Here is an 18,259-nt window from a genome sequence, read left to right as displayed (position 1 = left end):
CTCCTGTTTGCGTTTCCACCATGACGGACGAGATGACCGATTTGCTACACGGCGAATGAAAAAAGGGCCGCTTGCGCGACCCTTTCTTCTTACCATTCGGCGAAACTGCCGTCGGCGTGGCGCCAGATCGGGTTGCGCCAGCGGTGGCCTTCCCTCGCGCGCTCGATGACATAGGCCTCGTCGACTTCGATGCCGAGACCGGGCCCCTGGGGGATCGAGACGAAACCATCGGCATATTGGAACACCTCCTTGTTGGAGATGTAGTCGAGGATGTCGTTGCCCTTGTTGTAATGGATGCCGAGGCTCTGTTCCTGGATGAAGGCATTATAGCTGACGGCATCGACCTGCAGGCAGGCGGCGAGTGCGATCGGGCCTAGCGGGCAATGCGGCGCCAGCGCCACATCATAGGCTTCGGCCATCGCCGCGATCTTGCGGCACTCGGTGATGCCGCCGGCATGCGACAGATCCGGCTGGATGATGTCGACATAACCGTCCGACAGAACCTGCTTGAAGTCCCAGCGCGAAAAGAGCCGTTCGCCAAGCGCGATCGGCGTCGAGGTATGGTTGACGATGTCGCGCAGCGCCTCCTTGTTTTCCGAAAGAACCGGCTCCTCGATGAACATCAGCTTGTAGGGTTCGAGTTCTTTGGCGAGAACCTTGGCCATCGGCTTGTGCACGCGGCCGTGGAAATCGACGCCGATGCCGATATGCGGGCCGATCGCCTCGCGGATGACGGCGATGGTTTCGACCGCCTTTTCCACCTTCTCGTTGGTGTCGACGATCTGCATTTCCTCGCAGCCGTTGAGCTTGATCGCCTTGAAGCCGCGGGCGACCACCTCTCTGGCATTGTTGGCGACATCCGCCGGACGATCGCCGCCGATCCAGGAATAGACCTTGATGCGGTCGCGCAGCTGGCCGCCCAGCAGGGAATGGATCGGCTGGCCGAGGGCCTTGCCCTTGATGTCCCACAGCGCCTGGTCGATGCCGGAGATGGCGCTCATGTGTACAGCGCCGCCGCGATAGAAGCCGCCGCGATACATGACCGTCCAGTGGTCCTCGATCAGGAAGGGATCCTTGCCGATCAGATAGTCTTCCAGTTCGTGGACGGCGGCTTGGACGGTCAGCGCGCGGCCTTCGACGACCGGTTCGCCCCAGCCGATGATGCCCTCGTCGGTCTCGATCTTCAAAAACAGCCAGCGCGGCGGAACGATATAGGTGGTGAGTTTGGTGATCTTCATCGCTGCTCTTCAGTCTCTCTTCAGATTTTTGACCGGCGGCCCAGCCACGGATTGCTTATTTCGTTCTGCCGATCGCCTTTTCGGCGGCGGCAAGGTCGCGCACCGCAAGATCGAGCATGCGGTTGGCGCAGTCGCGGGCGCCTGTCTTGTCGCGCATGCGCAGGGCCTCGACCAATTGACCGTGAACGAGCACCGCATCCTCGCGATTCTCGACGCCGATGTTGGAGGCATGCAGCGCATATTTCAGCGCCGCATGAATGGCGCTCGACAGGCGGCGGAAGACCTGGTTGTGGCTGGCGGTCAGCAGCACCGTATGAAACATGACGTCGGCATCGGTGAAGCTTTCCGGATCGCCGGCACTGTCGCGCATCTGCCGCCAAGCCTTGTCGAGATCGGCGATCTCCTGGGCGCTGGCGCGCTCGGCGGCATATTCCGCCGCTGCCGGCTCGATGGTGCGGCGAGCTTCGAGAATGCAGCCGAGCAGGTCGAAATCCTTGATATAAGGACCAATCCAATCGAGCACGTCGGCATCCAGGATATTCCAGTCGACCCGATCGCAGACGGTGGTGCCGATCCGCGGCTTTCCGCGGACAAGGCCCTTGGATTCCAGCACTTTCAGCGATTCGCGGATGACGGTGCGGCTGACGCCGTAGAGTTGGCAGAGATCGTTTTCGCGGGGCAACGGCGAGCCTGAGGGATACCGCTCCGCGCAGATATCCTGTGCGATCGCCGCGGTGACGTTGCGGCGTACACGTGGACGGCGCTCGATGCCGGGGCTTTCGGCCCCGTCCTGTCGCTCGTTTGTTTCCAACTCACCTCTCCGCTCTATCTCTGGCGCCAGGCAATCGAACCTCATTATCCGAATTCGATCCGCTTTGCGACGCTTCCTCCAGCACCTCGTCAATATCGTATTATTGCAATCATCATACATTGGCAATTGACTGGTATGATGATTTATCTTAATTCATAGGCGCTGCCTGGGAGGCGGCTGCATGATTTTTAGAATTTCGGGAGAGAGACATGCGCTTGTTCAAAGCAGCCATCCTGGCTGGCACCTTCGCCATTCTGGCAGCCGGCTCGGCATTTTCCGCAGACGTGAAAATCGGGTTCATCGTCAAGCAGCCTGAGGAGCCGTGGTTCCAGGACGAATGGAAATTCGCCGACCAGGCCGCCAAGGAAAAAGGCTTCACCGTCGTCAAGATCGGCGCCGAAGACGGCGAGAAGGTTCAGTCGGCGATCGACAATCTCGGCGCTCAAGGTGCGCAGGGCTTCATCATCTGCACGCCCGACGTCAAGCTCGGCCCCGGCATCGTCGCCAAGGCGGAAGCCAACCAGCTGAAACTGATGACTGTCGACGATCGCCTCGTCAGCGCCGACGGCAAGCCGCTGGAAGAGGTGCCGCACATGGGCATTTCGGCCACCAAGATCGGCGAGACTGTCGGCCAGGCCATCGTCGACGAAATCAAGAAACGCGGCTGGGACATGAAGAATGTCGGTGCGATCCGTGTCTCCTACGATCAGCTGCCGACGGCCGTCGACCGCGTCGAGGGCGCCATCTCGGTGCTGAAGTCCGCCGGCTTTCCGGCCGAGAACATCTATGACGCGCCGCAGGCGAAGACCGATACCGAAGCGGCGCTGAATGCAGCGACCACCGTTCTCAACAAACATGCCGACGTCAAATACTGGGTCGCCTTCGGTCTCAATGACGAAGCCGTCCTCGGCGCCGTCCGCGCTTCGGAATCTGTGGGTATCCCCGCGGCCAATGTCATCGGCGTCGGCATCGGCGGCGCGGAATCGGCGATCAACGAATTCAAGAAGCCGGCAGCGACGGGCTTCTTCGGCACGGTCATCATCTCGCCGAAGCGTCATGGTTACGAGACGGCGCTCAACATGTACGACTGGATCGCCAACGACAAGGCGCCGGAAAAGCTGACGCTGACCTCCGGTTCGCTGGCGCTGCGCAGCGATTACGACAAGGTCCGCAAGGATCTCGGCATCGAGTAAACCTTCCACGATGATATAGACGGCGGCCGCTCAGCGTGCCGCCGGATCCTCTCGGCGGAGCGGTGATGGCTTTCCTCGAATTCAACAATATCTCCAAGGGTTATCCCGGCGTGCAGGCGCTGGCGGATGTTTCATTCTCAGTCGAGAAGGGCGCCGTGCACGGCCTGATGGGCGAGAACGGCGCGGGCAAATCGACGCTGATCCGCGTGCTATCAGGTGATCAGGCCGCCGATACCGGCAGCATCCTGATCGGGGCGGAGGAGCAGAAATACGGATCCGTGCGTGACGCCTTTCATGCTGGTATCGTCGTCATCCATCAGGAATTGCAGCTCGTTCCGGAGCTGACGGTGGCCGAAAATCTCTGGCTCGGGCGTTTTCCGGCCAAGGGCGGCATGATCCATTCGAGCAGGCTGATCGAAACGGTGCGGGGAAAGCTCGAAGAGATCGGCATCGACGTCGATCCGGCGGCCAAGGTCGCCACGCTTTCGATCGGCGCGCGGCAGATGGTCGAGATCGCCAAGGCCGTCATGCTCGACGCACGGGTGATCGCGCTCGATGAGCCGACCTCCTCGCTTTCATCGCGCGAGAGCGAGATCCTGTTTTCCCTGATCGAGAGGCTGAAGGCGAAGGGAACGGTCATTCTCTACGTCTCGCATCGTCTCGACGAGATTTTTCGGCTTTGCGACAGCCTAAGCGTGTTGCGCGACGGCAAGCTTGCCGCCCACCATCCCGACATCGCCGAGACGACACGCGAGCAGATCATCTCGGAAATGGTCGGGCGCGAGATCAGTAATGTCTGGGGATGGCGCGAACGTCCGCTCGGCGACATCAGGCTGGAGGTCAAGGGCCTGTCGGGGCCGAGGCTGCGCAATCCCATCGGTTTCTCCGTCCGCCAGGGCGAGATCCTCGGCTTCTTCGGCCTGATCGGCGCCGGCCGCAGCGAGATGGCGCGGCTGCTCTACGGCGCCGATGTCAGGCATCAGGGTCAGGTCGCGATCGATAGCGTTGTCGTCTTGCCGAACAGTCCGAAGGCGGCGATCAAGGCCGGCATGGTGCTCTGCCCGGAGGACCGCAAATTCGACGGCATCGTCCAGGGCCGGTCGATCGAAGAGAATATCGCGATTTCGTCGCGCCGGCATTTCTCGCCCTTCGGCATTCTGAGCCCGAAAAAAGAGGCGGCGCTGGCCGATCGGTTCATCGCCCGGCTTCGGGTGCGAACCCCGTCGCGCAAGCAGGACATCATCAATCTCTCCGGCGGCAACCAGCAGAAGGTCATTCTCGGCCGCTGGCTTTCCGAGCAGGGCATCAAGGTCCTCGTCATAGACGAACCGACGCGCGGCATCGACGTCGGGGCGAAATCGGAAATCTACGAGATCCTTTACGAACTTGCGGCCGGCGGCATGGCGATCGTGGTCATATCAAGCGAATTGCCCGAGGTCATGGGCATCTGCGATCGCATCATGGTGATGTGTCAGGGCAAGGTGGCGGCCAATGTCGCCCGCCAGGATTTCGACGAGCGCGCCATCCTCACCGCTGCGCTCCCCGATAAGAATGCCGCAGGCAGCATTTAGCACCAGGAATACGGATAATGAATTCGTTGAAAAAAATCCTTCTCGGCGAACAGGGGTTGGTGGTGATCTTCGCCGCTGCCTTCGTGATCGTCTCGCTCTTCGTGCCGAATTTCCTGACCGAGCGAAACATGCTGGGGCTGCTGCAGTCGGTGGTCACCATCGGTATCGTCGCCTGCACGATGATGTTCTGCCTGGCGTCGCGCGATTTCGATCTTTCGGTCGGGTCGATCGTCGCCTTCTCCGGCATGATCGCCGTGATGGTCTCGAACGCCACGGGCTCCATCCCTCTCGGTTTGCTCGCCGCCCTGCTGTGCGGCGCCGTCGTCGGCTTCGTCAACGGCATCGTCATCGCCCGGTTCCGCATCAACGCGCTGATCACGACGCTTGCGACCATGCAGATCGTGCGCGGGCTGGCGCTGATCGCCTCGGATGGCCGTGCCGTCGGCATCAACGATCCGGCCTTTTATCAGCTGGCCCTGTCGCGCTTTCTGACAGTGCCGACGCCGATCTGGATCATGCTGATGCTCTTCGTCCTTTTCGGTTTCGTGCTCAACCGCACCGTCTTCGGCAAGAACACGCTGGCGATCGGCGGCAATCCCGAAGCCTCGCGGCTTGCCGGCGTCAATGTCGTCAACATGCGCATCTGGATCTTTGCACTGCAGGGGCTCGTCTGCGGCATTGCCGGCATCCTGCTTGCCTCGCGCATCACCTCCGGCCAGCCGAATGCGGCGACGGGACTTGAGCTGTCGGTGATTTCGGCCTGCGTTCTCGGCGGCGTTTCGCTGGCCGGCGGCAGGGCGGCGATGAGCGGCGTCATCGTCGGCGTGCTGATCATGGGCATTGCCGAAAACGTTATGAATCTCTTGAATATCCAGGCATTCTATCAGTATGTCGTGCGCGGGCTGATCCTGCTGATTGCCGTGCTGCTCGACAATTTGCGATCTTCGGCTGCGGGACGACGGGGATGAGTGAAGGACAGACCGGACGCGATATCGAACTGAGGCAAGGCGATCTCGCCGTCCGGGTCAGCCCTCGGGGCGCCGCGGTTACCGCCGCGACGTTTCGAGGCATGCCCTTTCTCGTTGCGGCCGGCGGGCCTGACGGAACAATGGCGAATTTTGCGATGGTGCCGTTCGGCAATCGCGTCGAAGGCAACAGCATGTCCTTTGCCGGACGCGATTACGCCTTCCAGCCGAATACCTCAGATCCGCTCTATCGGCACGGCGACGGCTGGCTCGGCCTGTGGCAGCTGGAAGACTCCAGTTCAGAACATGCGCGCTTTACCTTTTCCCGGACCGCCGACAGGGTTTCACCCTATGCCTATCTCACCCGGCAGGAGATCCGGGTCGCCGGCGATGCGCTGATCCTGACGCTCTCCGTCGAAAACCGCGGCGAGGCGGTGCTTCCCTTCGGGCTCGGTCAACACCCTTTCTTCGTACGGACGCCGAAGACGCGTCTGACGATTGCCGCCGATTGTTATTGGAGCGAGCGGCCGGACCATCTCCCTGATCTGCCCGGCCCAGTGCCCGGCTATTTCGATTTCAGATCAGAAAAACTGTTGCCGCAGAGATGGATGAACAATGCCTTCGAGGGCTGGAACGGGCGGGCCGCCATCGCCTGGCCGGAACTTGGCCTTCAGGCGGCACTGGAAGCCGACGGCGCGCTCGATCGCTTCATGCTCTATATGCCGGTCGACCGGAGCGACTTCTTCTGCCTCGAGCCGATGAGCCACCTGCCGAACGGCCACCATTTGCCTGATTTCGGCGGACTCGCGCCGCTTGCGCCCGGCGAAATTCTTGCCGGCACGGTGACGATTCTGATGTCGGCGCTGCCGGTTCAATCGGAGGGGAGATGATGGGCGGCCGGCTGCAGGGCAAGCACATCCTGGTAACCGGTGCCGCGCAGGGCATCGGTCTTGCGATTGCGAAGGCCTTTATGACTGAGGATGCGGCTGTCTTTCTCGTCGACCGCGACGCCGCACTGCTCGCCAAGTCAACGAAAGAGCTGCAAAGCATCGGTGGACGGCTCGGTTATCTGCCGGCCGATATTACCGATGCCGGAACGATCACGACGTTGGTCGCGCAGGCGAATGAGGAGATCGGGCAGCTGAACGCGCTCGTCAACAATGCCGGCGTCAATGTCTTCGCCGAACCGCTCGAGACGACCGACGAGATGTGGAACCGCTGTTTCGACATCAATCTCAAGGGTGCGTGGAACTGCTGCAAGGCGGTGCTGCCTGGCCTGATCGAACAGGGCGGCGGCGTCATCCTCAACATCGCTTCGACGCACGCTTTCACCATCATCCCGCACACATTTCCCTATCCGCTGGCAAAACATGCGCTGCTGGGGATGACGAAATCCCTGGGGCTCGAATATGCGGCCCGCAACATCCGGGTGAACGCGCTGGCGCCGGGCTATGTTTCGACGCAGAAGGTGATCGACTACTGGAACGGCTTTCCCGATCCGGAGGCTGCCAAAGCCGAGACGATGAGGCTGCATCCCGGCGGGCGCATCGCGACGCCTGAGGAGATCGCCATGGCGGCCGTGTTCATGATCTCCGACGAGTGCCCGTTCATGAACGCCACCTGCCTGACGATCGACGGCGGTCTCAGCGTGCTGCAGCATCCGGCCTGAAAACGCTTCCACTCCTGCTGATTTTTACAGGCCTGTCGTCTTCTCAAGATAGAGCATTATATTGTCCATCGGGAAGGCTCTCAGAACTCCCGAAGGCATGGAGCGGCGCCCTGCCGCTTGCTCGAAAGCACAATCGAAACAGGAGGACGGCATGCAGATCAATCGTACGGCTTCGGCCCATTGGACCGGTGGCCTCAAAGACGGCAAAGGCCTGATCTCGACGCAGAGCGGCGCTCTCAAGGATTATCCCTACGGCTTTGCCAGCCGCTTCGAAGGCATTGCCGGCACCAACCCGGAAGAGCTGATCGGTGCCGCCCATGCCGGTTGCTTCACCATGGCGCTGTCGTTGATCCTCGGGGAAGCCGGTTTTACCGCCGAGCATATGGAAACCTCCGCCAAGGTAACGCTCGAAAGCGTCGAGGGCGGCTTTGCCATCACCGCCATCCATCTTTCGCTCACCGGCCGGATTCCCGGCGCCGATGAGGCGACCTTCACCGAACTTGCCAACAAGGCAAAGGCCGGCTGCCCGATTTCCAAGGCGCTCGCCGCCGTTCCGATCACGCTCGACGTCAAGCTGGCCTGATTTCCTGCTGTCGCCGACGATGTGCCGCGCGCTTCCGCGCGGCACTTTCAATTTTACCGGGTGTTCATCATCTCCCTCTAAACCCTGACTACACCATCGGTGCGATCGGTTGACGACGCCTGTCTGCTCCGCCCACTATTGACAAATGACGCTTGATATTTTACGACTGACGAAATTCAAAAATCGTCAGTCGTAATTCGGGCATCGAAACCATGGACGACATCACGGAAAATACGCTGGACGTCACCCGGCAGGAGAATGTCACCCGCATTCTCGATGCGGCTGAGCGGCTGTTCCGCCATTATGGCTACAGCAAAACGACGGTGGCCGACATTGCCCGTGATCTCGGCATGTCGCCGGCCAATATTTATCGTTTCTTCGCCTCCAAGGTGGAGATCCACCAGGCGCTCTGCGGGCGCATGCTCGCCACCGCCTATCAGATCGCCTACGACATCCGCCATCAGCCGATCAGCGCCAGCGAGCGGCTGCGCCGCTATGTCGAGACACAGCATCAGTTGACGCTCGATCTGATGCTCGACGAGATGAAGGTGCATGAGATGATCATCGTCGCGATCGAGCGCGACTGGCATGTCATCGAAAAACATATCGACCGCGTCCACGATCTTATTGCTGAAATCATCGCCGAAGGCATTGCAGCCGGAGAATTCGCCGAGCAGGACCCGGTCGTTGCCTCGCGCTGCTTCGGCGCGGCGACGATCAATCTCTGCCATCCGCAGATGGTGGCGCAATGTCTTGCCAAAACCAACCGCGCGAGCGTCGACGAACTGATCGACTACGTGATCAGGGCGCTGAAGAAATAATGGACGGCAGCCGCCGTCAAGACCCCCGAAACGATCCAGGAGTGCGGAAGATGTTTTCGCTCAAGACCTTTAGCCGTCGCATGCCGTCCGTCGCCCGCCTCGTGTTTGTCGGCGCCATCGGTATCGGCGTTTCCGCCTGCTCGGAAGAGAAGGCGGAGGTCAAGCAAGTCATCCGGCCGGTAAAGGTCGTCGAGATCGCCAAGGCCGGCGATACCCGCAAGCTCGACTATTCCGGCTCGGTCAAGGCGCGCACGGAGATGAACCTCGGATTTCGCGTTGCCGGCAAGATCACCGAACGCCTCGTCGATATCGGCGACCGGGTGATGCCGGGTGACGTTCTCGCCCGTGTCGACGCCACCGATTACCAGCTGGCGGTCAAGACGGCGGAAGCCAATCTCGCGGCGGCCGAAAGAAGCGTCGAAACCGCCGATCTTGCCAACAAGCGCGCCGAGCAGCTTTTCGACAAGAGCGTCGCTCCGAAATCGCAGCTCGAACAGGCCGCCCTCAGTCACGATCAGGCGATTTCGCAGCGCGATGCCGCGCTCTCCGCGCTCGATCAGGCGAAGAACCAGGTGAGCTACACCGAGCTCAAGGCCGGCCAGAACGGCATCGTCACATCGATCAATGCCGATACCGGTCAGGTCGTCGGTTCCGGTACCGCCGTCGTCACCGTTGCCGTCGACGGCGAGAAGGAAGTGCAGATCGCCATTCCGGAAAATGACATTGCCGAATTCAAGCCGGGGAAGACCGTCAAGACAAGCTTCTGGGCCGACAAAAAGCTGCTGCTTGACGGCAAGGTGCGCGAGGTTTCCGGCAGCGCCGACCAGCAGTCGCGCACTTTCGCGGTGCGCGTCAGCCTGCCGAACGATCCGCGCGTGCTGCTCGGCATGACGGCGACGATCGAGGCCGATGTCAGCACCGGCAACAGCTATGTCTCGATCCCGCTCAGCGCACTGGCTGAGAAAGACGGCAAGCAGATGGTCTGGACGGTCGACCGCGATACGGCGACCGTGCATGGCCGCGACATCAAGGTCGCCGATTTCACCGGCGACGGCGTGCATGTGACCGAAGGCCTCGATACCGGCGATCTCGTCGTCGCGGCCGGCACGCAGTTCATGAGCGAAAATCTGAAGGTGAAGGTGCCGGACCAGCAGTCGGCGCTCGCCGATACGGAACAGACGGTCCGCTGATCGCGTCGCAAAAGGGAATAGAACCATGGACGCCAACACCACCGAAAAGCGGCCCTTCAATCTGTCGCGCTGGGCGATCGGCCATCCGAGCATCGCCCGCTTCCTCTTCGGGCTGATCATCATCACCGGTGTGCTCGGCCTGATGCGCATGGGCCAGCGCGAGGATCCTGAATTCACCTTCCGCGTCATGGTCGTTCAGGCGATCTGGCCGGGCGCCTCCATCCAGGAAATGGAAGACCAGGTCGTCAACAAGATCGAGCGCAAGCTGCAGGAAACGCCGCATATCGACTGGGTCAAGTCCTATACCCGGGCCGGCAGTGCGATCATCACCCTGCAGGTCAAGGGCGACACGAATTCGAAGGATGTGGCGGATGCCTTCTACCAGGTGCGCAAAAAGGTCGGCGATATCTCTAACGAGCTGCCGCAGGGCCTGCTCGGCCCCTATTTCAACGACGAGTTCGGCGATACGTTCATCACGCTGCATTCGATCAGCGGTGAGGGCTATTCCTATCCGGAACTGAAAAAATTCGCGATCCAGGCGCGCGATATGCTGCTGACGACACCGGGTGTCGAGAAGGCCGTGATCATCGGCGACCAGCCTGAAAAGATCTATATCGACGTCTCGTCCAAGGCGCTCGCCGAGCGCGGCCTGACCATCCCAGATCTGCAGAACGCCATCAAGGGCCAGAACAACGTCGATCCGGCCGGCTCCGTCGATACCGGCCTGCGCTCGGTGCGTATCTCCGTCGAAGGCGACGTGAAAAAGGCGGAGGATATCCGCGAGCTGCGCCTTCGCGCCGGCGGCCAGGTCACGCGTCTCGGCGATATCGCCACCGTCAGTTCCGGGCTCGAAGATCCCTATCAGCGCAAGTATCGTTTCAACGGCCATGACAGCGTCCAGGTCGGCGTCGTGATGGCCAAGGGCTTCAACGTGACCGACGTCGGCAAGGGCGTCGAGGCGACCTATCAGCGCTTCGAGGAGGCGCTGCCTTACGGGGTTGCCGTCGATCAGATCGCCAATCAGCCCGACGTGGTGACGGATGCGGTCAGCGAATTCATGCATGCGCTCGGCGAAGCCCTCGTCATCGTGCTGGTGGTCTCGTTCCTGTCGATCGGCTGGCGCTCGGGCCTGGTCATCGCCATCGCCATTCCACTGGTGCTCGCCGCCACCTTCGCGCTGATGTACGAACTCGGCATCGACCTGCAGCGCATTTCGCTCGGGGCGCTGATCATCGCGCTCGGCCTGCTCGTCGACGATGCGATGATCGTCGTCGAGATGATGGAGCGAAAGCTGGAGGAGGGGCTGGTCAAGATCGAAGCGGCAAGCTTCGCTTATTCCTCGACCGCCTTCCCGATGCTGACGGGCACGCTGATTACCACGGCCGGCTTTATTCCGGTCGGCTTCGCCGCATCGACGGCCGGTGAATATGTGCGTTCGCTGTTTTATGTCGTCGGCATCGCGCTCGTCACCTCGTGGTTCGTCGCAGTCTATTTCACGCCATGGCTCGGCTATATGATCCTCAAGCAGCGCCATCACGCCGGCGAGCATCACGACGCCTTCGACACGCGCTTCTATCGGCGTCTGCGCGGCACGGTCGGCTGGGCGGTGCGCCACCGGGTCATCGTGCTGCTCCTGACGCTCGGCACCTTTGCCACCAGCCTCTGGGCCTTCCAGTTCATTCCGCAGAATTTCTTCCCGCAATCCTCGCGGCCGGAAATCCTCGTCGATCTCTGGCTGCCCGAGGGCACCAGCATCAAGGAAGTCGAGGTCCAGGCCAAGGCGCTGGAAGCGAAGATGATGGATGATCCAGATAAGCGGTTCATCGCCACCTATATTGGCGAAGGCGCGCCGCGCTTCTTCCTGCCGCTCGACCAGCAGCTGCGCAATCCGAACTTCGCTCAGCTCCTCGTCATGGCCAACGACGAACCGGCGCGCGAACGGCTAATCGTCAAGCTGCGCACGATTCTTGCGGAAGATTTCCCCGAGATCCGCGGCAAGGTCGACCGGCTCTTCCTCGGCCCGCCCACAGGCTGGCCGGTGCAGATGCGGGTCATGGGACCTGACCGCCAGGAGGTGCGAGCGATCGCCGACCAGGTGAAGGCGCGCTTTCAGGCTAACCCGATGCTCGGCGCCATCCACGACGACTGGCTGGAACAGGTGCCGGCAATGAAGCTGGTGATCGACCAGGACCGTGCCCGGGCGCTGGGTGTTACCTCGCAGCGCGTGCGCCAGATGCTGCAGACCGCCATGTCGGGTGCCGCCCTCGACGATTTCCGTGACGGCGAGGAGACGGTCTCGATCGTCGCCCGTGAGCCGGATGCCAGCCGCTCGCTGCTGTCGGCGGTCAATTCGGTCTATGTGCCGACGGATTTCGGCGGCTTCGTGCCGGTCTCGCAGCTTGCCAAGGTCGTGCCTGTGATGGAGCAGGGCATCGAATGGCGGCGCGATCGCCTGCCGACCATCACCGTGCGAGCGACGCTGCCGGATGGTGTGCAGCCGAACGACGTGGTGATGAAAATGTATGCCGACATGAAGGACCTGCGCGACCGCCTGCCGGCCGGCTACAACGTCGAGATCCAGGGCGGCGCCGAGGATGCGGCGGAAAGCCAGATGTCGATCGCCGCCAAGGCGCCGATCATGCTCGCCGTCATCATCGTGCTGCTGATGGTGCAGCTGCAGCATTTCGGCAAGGCGATGCTGGTGCTCGCCACCGGGCCGCTCGGCATCATCGGTGCGGCCGCCGCCCTGCTGATCAGCGGCGCGCCCTTCGGCTTCGTCGCGATCCTCGGCGTCATCGCGCTGCTCGGCATCATCATGCGCAACTCGATCATCCTGGTCGATCAGATCGACCAGGATATCAAGGCCGGCATGCACCGGCAGGAGGCGATCGTCGGTGCTGCCGTGCGGCGTTTCCGGCCGATCATGCTGACGGCGCTGACCGCCGTCTTGGCGCTGATCCCGATCTCGCGCGGCGTCTTCTGGGGTCCGCTCGCCTATGCAATGATGGGCGGCATCCTGGTTGCAACCGTGCTCACCATTCTGGTTCTGCCCGCCGGTTACGCCCTGTTCTTCGGCCGGGAGCCGAAGGCAAAGGACGAGCCAGGCCGGGATGCCGACGCCATCCAGGAAGAGGCGGATGACAGACATCCGCCGGCGTTGGCAGCAGAGTGAGGACGGCGCGGCGAAAGCCGCGCCGTTTTCCCTCCTGGCCCCGGGTCTTCGTCAAAAGTCCGCGTCGCCTGAGTTCGCGCCGATTCCATTGAAGTCCCGAACAGGCTAAGCTGCGAAGGAATGCCGGAAGACCAGCCGTGATCCCGGCCGTTCGTTGACGGGGAGGGCGCGACATGGCCGATTATAGTCTGGAGACAAGCTGGCGCCCGGTCGAAGGCAGTTTCGGGCGCTTGACTTTCACGCTCCACAATCTTTCGGCCGAGCAGCTGTCCGGCTTCTCGCTCTGCTATACGTCGGAGACGCGGGTTGCCGACAAACATGTCTGCGACGGCGCCAGCCTCAAGCGACAGGTCGCGCATTTCCATGAGTTCCTGCCGTCCGAGGAGTTGACGGTACCGCCGGGTGGGCGCTGGCGGTTCACTGTGGAGGGGCTGAGCCGAGAGCCGAAACATCTCACGGCTGGCGTTAAATCGGCCTATCTGACCCTTGCCGACGGTCGTCACCTTCCCGTCGATTTCGGCGATCTGATGCTCGAAGGCCGGGATGGTGGTGTGTCGCCGCCGCTCTTGCCGCCGGGTAAAGCCGATGAACCCTACGCGCTGCTCCCCTGGCCGCTGTCGCTCGGGTTGAAGGCGGGTGACTTGCCCGCCACCCTCTATCCGGCCGAGAGGACGCGGCCTGATGCGATCGAGGCCCTCTCCCAGGTTCTTTCTCTCTACCAGCGCCTCTACCCAGTCGAAGACGCGCCGTTTTCGCTGAGGGCCGTCGAAGGCGGACGACGCGTTCGTTTCGTCGCCGAATCGTCGATCGCCGCCTTTGCCTACGAGCTGCGTTTCACCGCGCATGAGATCGTGCTTTCGAGCGCCGATGAAGCGGGGCGGTGCTACGGGCTGATCAGCCTGGCGCAGTTGCTGCATGGCGCCCGTGCCGATGGCGAACGATTCAAATTCCCCAATTTCGGCACGATCGCCGACCAGCCGCGTTATGACTGGCGCGGCTGCCATCTCGATGTGTCCCGGCAGTTCTATCCGGTCGACGATGTCCTGCGGCTGATCGATATTCTCGCCTGGAACAAGCTCAATATCTTTCATTGGCACCTGACCGACGACGAAGCCTGGCGACTGGAGATCAAGGCCTATCCAGCGCTGACGGAGATCGGCGCGCGGCGCGGGCCGGACGAGGTCCTCGTGCCACAGCTCGGCGACGGAGCGGAAACACGCGCCGGCCATTACACGCAGGATGATATCAGGCGGATCGTTGCGCATGCCGCCTCGCTCGGTGTGGAGGTGGTGCCGGAAATCGACATTCCCGGCCACAGCACCGCGACCTTGTTCTCGCTGCCCGAGCTCGTCGACGGGCAGGAAGCGCCGGACAGCTATCGCGCGGTGCAGGGTTATCCCAACAATGCGCTCAATCCTGCGGTCGAATTCACCTATGAATTTCTCGGCAAGGTGTTCGACGAGATCGTGGCGCTGTTTCCGAGCGAGTATCTCCATATCGGCGGCGACGAGGTGGCAGAGGGCGCCTGGCTTTCCTCCCCTCTCTGCCAGGCGCTGATGAAGCGGGAGAAGCTTGCCGGCACCGCCGAACTGCAGTCCTATTTCCTGAAACGCATCAAGGCGATGCTGTCGGAGCGCGGCAGGAAGCTCGCCGGCTGGAACGAGGTCTCGCATGGCGGCGGCGTCGACCCCGACGGCACGCTGCTGATGGCCTGGGAAAAGCCCGCCGTCGGCATCGAGCTGGCGCAGCAAGGCTACGACGTGGTGATGACGCCTGGACAGGCCTATTACCTCGATATGGCGCAGGCCGAAGCCTGGGCGGAGCCCGGCGCCGCATGGGCGGGCTATTCGCCGCCGGAACATAGCTATGCTTACGAGGCCGAGGGTGAGCTGCCGGAGGCGCTGCAGGAGAAGATGCGCGGCATCCAGGCCTGCATCTGGACTGAAAACTTCATCTCACGCGCCTATTTCAACCGGCTGGTCTTTCCGCGTCTTCCGGCTGTTGCCGAGGCCGCATGGACGCCGTCGGACCGGAAGGATTGGGACCGGTTCGCAGCGATCGTGCGGATGTGGCCTATGCTTTAGAAAGCAATGCTTCGGCTTTCAGCCCGAGCAGCGCTGCGCCGATCAGGCCTGGTTCGATGCGGCATTGGCTGCGCACCACCAGCGGCCGGTCGAATTTGCGCAGGATGCGGGCGCGCACGGCGTGGTCGAGTTCGGCAAGCAATGGCTCGACATTGGACAGGCCGCCGCCGACCGGCACGATGGTCGCGCCGGTGATGTTGATCGTCAGCGCCAGCGGCGAGGCGACGAGATCGACATAGACGTCGATCGTCCGTGTAGCCTTTTCCTCGTCCTGTTGCCATTGCGCGATAATCTCTTCGCTCGAAAGGTCGAGATCATGCAGCGTCTTGTGCAGCCGTTCCAGGCCACGGGCGCCGCCGACGGTGTCGACGCAGCCTTTCTGGCCGCAGCCGCAGGCATAGGCGGGAATGGCGGCAGGCGGATTGCCGGCTACCGAGGCGATGATCGGCCCGTGACCCCATTCGCCGGCAAAACCACCGGCCTCGTTGACGAGACGGCCATCGGCAATCAGGCCGCCGCCGACGCCGGTGCCGAGGATGGCGCCGAAAACGATGCGGTGGCCGCGACCGGCGCCGAGGCCGGCTTCGGCCATGGCGAAACAGTCGGCGTCGTTGGCGATCAGTGCCGGCAGACGGAGTTCGGCTTCGAGATCGGCGGCCAGCGTGCGGCCATGGATGCAAGGAATGTTGGCGCAGATCAGCCGCTGCGTATCGGGATCGACCACGCCTGCGATGGACAGCGCGATACGGCTCGGTTCTTCACCGGTTTCGGCGATGATGGCACGCAGGGTGTCGACGAAGGCGGCAAAATCATCCCTAGGCGTCGGGCGCCGGCCGAGGGGGACGATAACCGTCTCGGAGCGGGCAATGCCACCCTTGATGGCGGAGCCGCCGATATCGAATGAGATGATCATTGCCACCCTGCCATTTCTCTGGTCTGTGCTGTCTGCTCGCACTGTTGGCGGGGAATTACAAGCCTTCATTCCGCCACCCGACGCACGCTTGCGGCGCAAAGCGGAATGATCGAACCAAATCGTCTTTGACAGTTATTCCCGTTCCGCAAGTCATTCAATTGGCATATTGCGCGGCCAAAATCCGAGCCTGCACGTCCATCACTCACTGGTATCATGACCATCGAAAACGCCGATTCCCACAGACGCAGAAGACCCCGTCCACCCCGCCCCAAAGGCCGTCGCCTTTCATCCATCCTGCGGCAGCTGGCCGCCGACCGGAGCCGGGAGCGGATTTCGATCGGCGACCTGTTCCAGACGATGGGCGACAGGGCGATCAGCGCGCTGATGCTGATCTTCGCGCTGCCGAATGCTTTTCCGACGCCGCCAGGGACTTCGGCAGTGCTCGGCGCGCCGTTGGTCTTTCTGGCGGCACAGTTGACCTTCGGGCTGAAGCCCTGGCTGCCGAGGGTGATTGCCGACCGTTCGATGAGGCGGGAGGATTTCGAAACCATTGTCGGCCGCATCCACCGCTGGCTCGCCTGGGCGGAGCGGATGCTGAAACCGAGGCTGGCGATCTTCGCCGAGCCGCCCGCCGAATATATCGCCGGGGCCGCATGCCTGCTGCTGTCGATCGTACTGCTGCTGCCGGTGCCGCTCGGCAACATGCTGCCGGCGATCACGATCTCGGTCTTCGCTTTCGGCATATTGGGCCGCGACGGGCTTTTTGCGCTGATCGGCTTCATCATGACGGCCGTGTCGCTGGTCGTTGCCGGCGGCGTGATTTACGGCCTGGTGAAGGCGGCGATCTATCTCGTCATGCAATGGTTTGCCTGAGTAAGCGCCGGTTATTTGGCGGAGCTCTTTTCAACAGGCTCGACATTTGCCGGATTTTTGTTTTGATCTGGCGCGATACAGTTTCAAATCATGTTCGGCGGCGGCACGCCGGCTCACTTTGCGTGGTAGGCATTCAATGGCAAAAAGATCCGAGACCGCGGCACGCCTCGACGATGCGGCACGTGCCGGCTGGCTCTATTACGTCGCCGGGCGCACGCAGGATGAAATCGCCGCCACGATGGGCATCTCGCGGCAATCGGCGCAGCGGCTGGTATCGCTGGCGGTTGCCGAGCGTCTGATCAAGGTGCGGCTCGATCATCCGATCGCCGCCTGCCTGGAACTCGCCAGCCAGCTGCGGCGGAAATTCGGGCTGAAACATGTGGAAGTAGTGCCGAGCGATTCCGGATCGTCGGCGACCGTCGGCATTGCCGAGGCGGCCGCGGCCGAGATCGAACGATGGCTAAAACGGGCCGAGCCGATCGTGCTTGCCGTCGGTACCGGCCGTACGCTGAAGGCGGCCGTCGACCAGCTTCCGGCGATCGAATGTCCCAATCACCGAATCGTCTCGCTGACCGGCAATATCGCCCCGGACGGATCGGCCGCCTATTACAACGTCATTTTCAGCATGGCCGATGCGGTGAAGGCGCGGCACTATCCGATGCCGCTGCCGGTGCTCGTCACCTCGGCGGAAGAGCGGGAGCTGCTGCATGGCCAGCAGCTGGTGCGCTCGACGCTCGATATGAGCGCGCAGGCCGACGTCACCTTCGTCGGCATCGGCGAGCTCGGCATCGACGGGCCGCTCTGCGTCGACGGTTTCCTCGAGAAGGACGAGATGATGGAGCTGATGCGCGGGGGTGCGGTCGGCGAGATCTGCGGCTGGATTTTCGACGTCGACGGCAGGTTGCTCGACAACCCGATCAACGAGCGCGTCGCGTCGGCGCCGATCCCGTCCCGGGACGCATCGATGGTCATCGGTCTGGCCAAGGGCAAGCGCAAGTTCAAGGCGATCCGGGCCGCCGTTGTCGGGCAGCAAATCAATGGGCTGATTACCGACGAAGAGACGGCTGAGTTTTTGCTCAGGAATTGAGCAAAAAATAATTATTTTAAATCAATTGGATAGCTAGTTCCTTCGGCACCGCAGCAACGATTGCCGATTGACATTCTTTATCGTTTATT

The 18,259-nt window shown here is 62.1% G+C and carries 15 protein-coding genes; 12 read left to right on the top strand and 3 right to left on the bottom strand.

The window, feature by feature from the left end; translation table 11 throughout:
- Window positions 1-89: 89 nt before the first annotated feature.
- A complete protein-coding gene (dgoD, locus tag CO657_RS17835) occupies window positions 90-1,238 on the bottom strand; it encodes a galactonate dehydratase (RefSeq protein ID WP_012559050.1) in 1,149 nt (382 codons plus the stop codon).
- A 55-nt stretch (window positions 1,239-1,293) separates the two neighbouring features.
- Window positions 1,294-2,049, bottom strand: coding sequence for a FadR/GntR family transcriptional regulator (locus CO657_RS17830; protein WP_054184148.1), 756 nt, complete (start codon window positions 2,047-2,049; stop codon window positions 1,294-1,296).
- 209 nt (window positions 2,050-2,258) lie between these two features.
- Here CO657_RS17830 and CO657_RS17825 point away from each other — a divergent pair, with 209 nt between their 5' ends.
- The 10 genes from CO657_RS17825 to CO657_RS17780 all read left to right on the top strand — a co-directional run bounded on the left by CO657_RS17825 (window position 2,259) and on the right by CO657_RS17780 (window position 15,297).
- Window positions 2,259-3,242: an arabinose ABC transporter substrate-binding protein gene (locus CO657_RS17825; RefSeq protein ID WP_012559049.1), complete on the top strand. Its 984-nt coding sequence runs from the start codon at window positions 2,259-2,261 to the stop codon at window positions 3,240-3,242.
- A 65-nt stretch (window positions 3,243-3,307) separates the two neighbouring features.
- Window positions 3,308-4,813, top strand: a complete 1,506-nt coding sequence (gene araG, locus CO657_RS17820; protein WP_012559048.1) for an L-arabinose ABC transporter ATP-binding protein AraG — start codon at window positions 3,308-3,310, stop codon at window positions 4,811-4,813.
- A 17-nt stretch (window positions 4,814-4,830) separates the two neighbouring features.
- Window positions 4,831-5,781: an L-arabinose ABC transporter permease AraH gene (araH, locus tag CO657_RS17815; protein WP_012559047.1), complete on the top strand. Its 951-nt coding sequence runs from the start codon at window positions 4,831-4,833 to the stop codon at window positions 5,779-5,781.
- Window positions 5,778-6,668 (top strand): aldose 1-epimerase, encoded by an 891-nt coding sequence (locus CO657_RS17810; RefSeq protein ID WP_054184149.1) that lies wholly within the window; start codon window positions 5,778-5,780, stop codon window positions 6,666-6,668. Before araH ends, CO657_RS17810 begins: the two co-directional genes overlap by 4 nt.
- Window positions 6,668-7,447 carry an SDR family oxidoreductase gene (locus CO657_RS17805; RefSeq protein ID WP_054184150.1) on the top strand — a complete coding sequence of 260 codons (780 nt, stop codon included), beginning with the start codon at window positions 6,668-6,670 and terminating at the stop codon, window positions 7,445-7,447. Before CO657_RS17810 ends, CO657_RS17805 begins: the two co-directional genes overlap by 1 nt.
- Window positions 7,448-7,598: 151 nt before the next feature.
- Window positions 7,599-8,030 carry an OsmC family protein gene (locus tag CO657_RS17800; protein WP_054184151.1) on the top strand — a complete coding sequence of 144 codons (432 nt, stop codon included), beginning with the start codon at window positions 7,599-7,601 and terminating at the stop codon, window positions 8,028-8,030.
- Between the two features lie 212 nt (window positions 8,031-8,242).
- Window positions 8,243-8,851, top strand: coding sequence for a TetR/AcrR family transcriptional regulator (locus tag CO657_RS17795; RefSeq protein WP_003590122.1), 609 nt, complete (start codon window positions 8,243-8,245; stop codon window positions 8,849-8,851).
- Between the two features lie 50 nt (window positions 8,852-8,901).
- Window positions 8,902-10,041: an efflux RND transporter periplasmic adaptor subunit gene (locus CO657_RS17790; protein WP_054184219.1), complete on the top strand. Its 1,140-nt coding sequence runs from the start codon at window positions 8,902-8,904 to the stop codon at window positions 10,039-10,041.
- 25 nt (window positions 10,042-10,066) lie between these two features.
- A complete protein-coding gene (locus CO657_RS17785; RefSeq protein WP_054184152.1) occupies window positions 10,067-13,213 on the top strand; it encodes an efflux RND transporter permease subunit in 3,147 nt (1,048 codons plus the stop codon).
- Window positions 13,214-13,386: 173 nt separating this feature from the next.
- On the top strand, window positions 13,387-15,297 hold the full coding sequence (locus tag CO657_RS17780) for a beta-N-acetylhexosaminidase (RefSeq protein ID WP_054184153.1): 1,911 nt from the start codon (window positions 13,387-13,389) through the stop codon (window positions 15,295-15,297).
- Here CO657_RS17780 and CO657_RS17775 read toward each other — a convergent pair.
- On the bottom strand, window positions 15,287-16,210 hold the full coding sequence (locus CO657_RS17775; RefSeq protein WP_054184154.1) for an ROK family protein: 924 nt from the start codon (window positions 16,208-16,210) through the stop codon (window positions 15,287-15,289). The genes CO657_RS17780 and CO657_RS17775 overlap by 11 nt on opposite strands.
- 294 nt (window positions 16,211-16,504) lie before the next feature.
- Here CO657_RS17775 and CO657_RS17770 point away from each other — a divergent pair, with 294 nt between their 5' ends.
- Both CO657_RS17770 and CO657_RS17765 read left to right on the top strand, forming a co-directional pair.
- Window positions 16,505-17,083: an exopolysaccharide biosynthesis protein gene (locus CO657_RS17770; RefSeq protein WP_172643306.1), complete on the top strand. Its 579-nt coding sequence runs from the start codon at window positions 16,505-16,507 to the stop codon at window positions 17,081-17,083.
- A gap of 136 nt (window positions 17,084-17,219) precedes the next feature.
- Complete coding sequence (locus tag CO657_RS17765) at window positions 17,220-18,170, top strand: sugar-binding transcriptional regulator (protein ID WP_003590141.1); 951 nt, start codon at window positions 17,220-17,222, stop codon at window positions 18,168-18,170.
- The last annotated feature ends 89 nt before the right edge of the window (window positions 18,171-18,259 follow it).

It is taken from the genome of Rhizobium acidisoli, from assembly GCF_002531755.2.
GTDB lineage: Bacteria > Pseudomonadota > Alphaproteobacteria > Rhizobiales > Rhizobiaceae > Rhizobium > Rhizobium acidisoli.
This window is presented reverse-complemented; position numbering and strand designations above follow the sequence as displayed.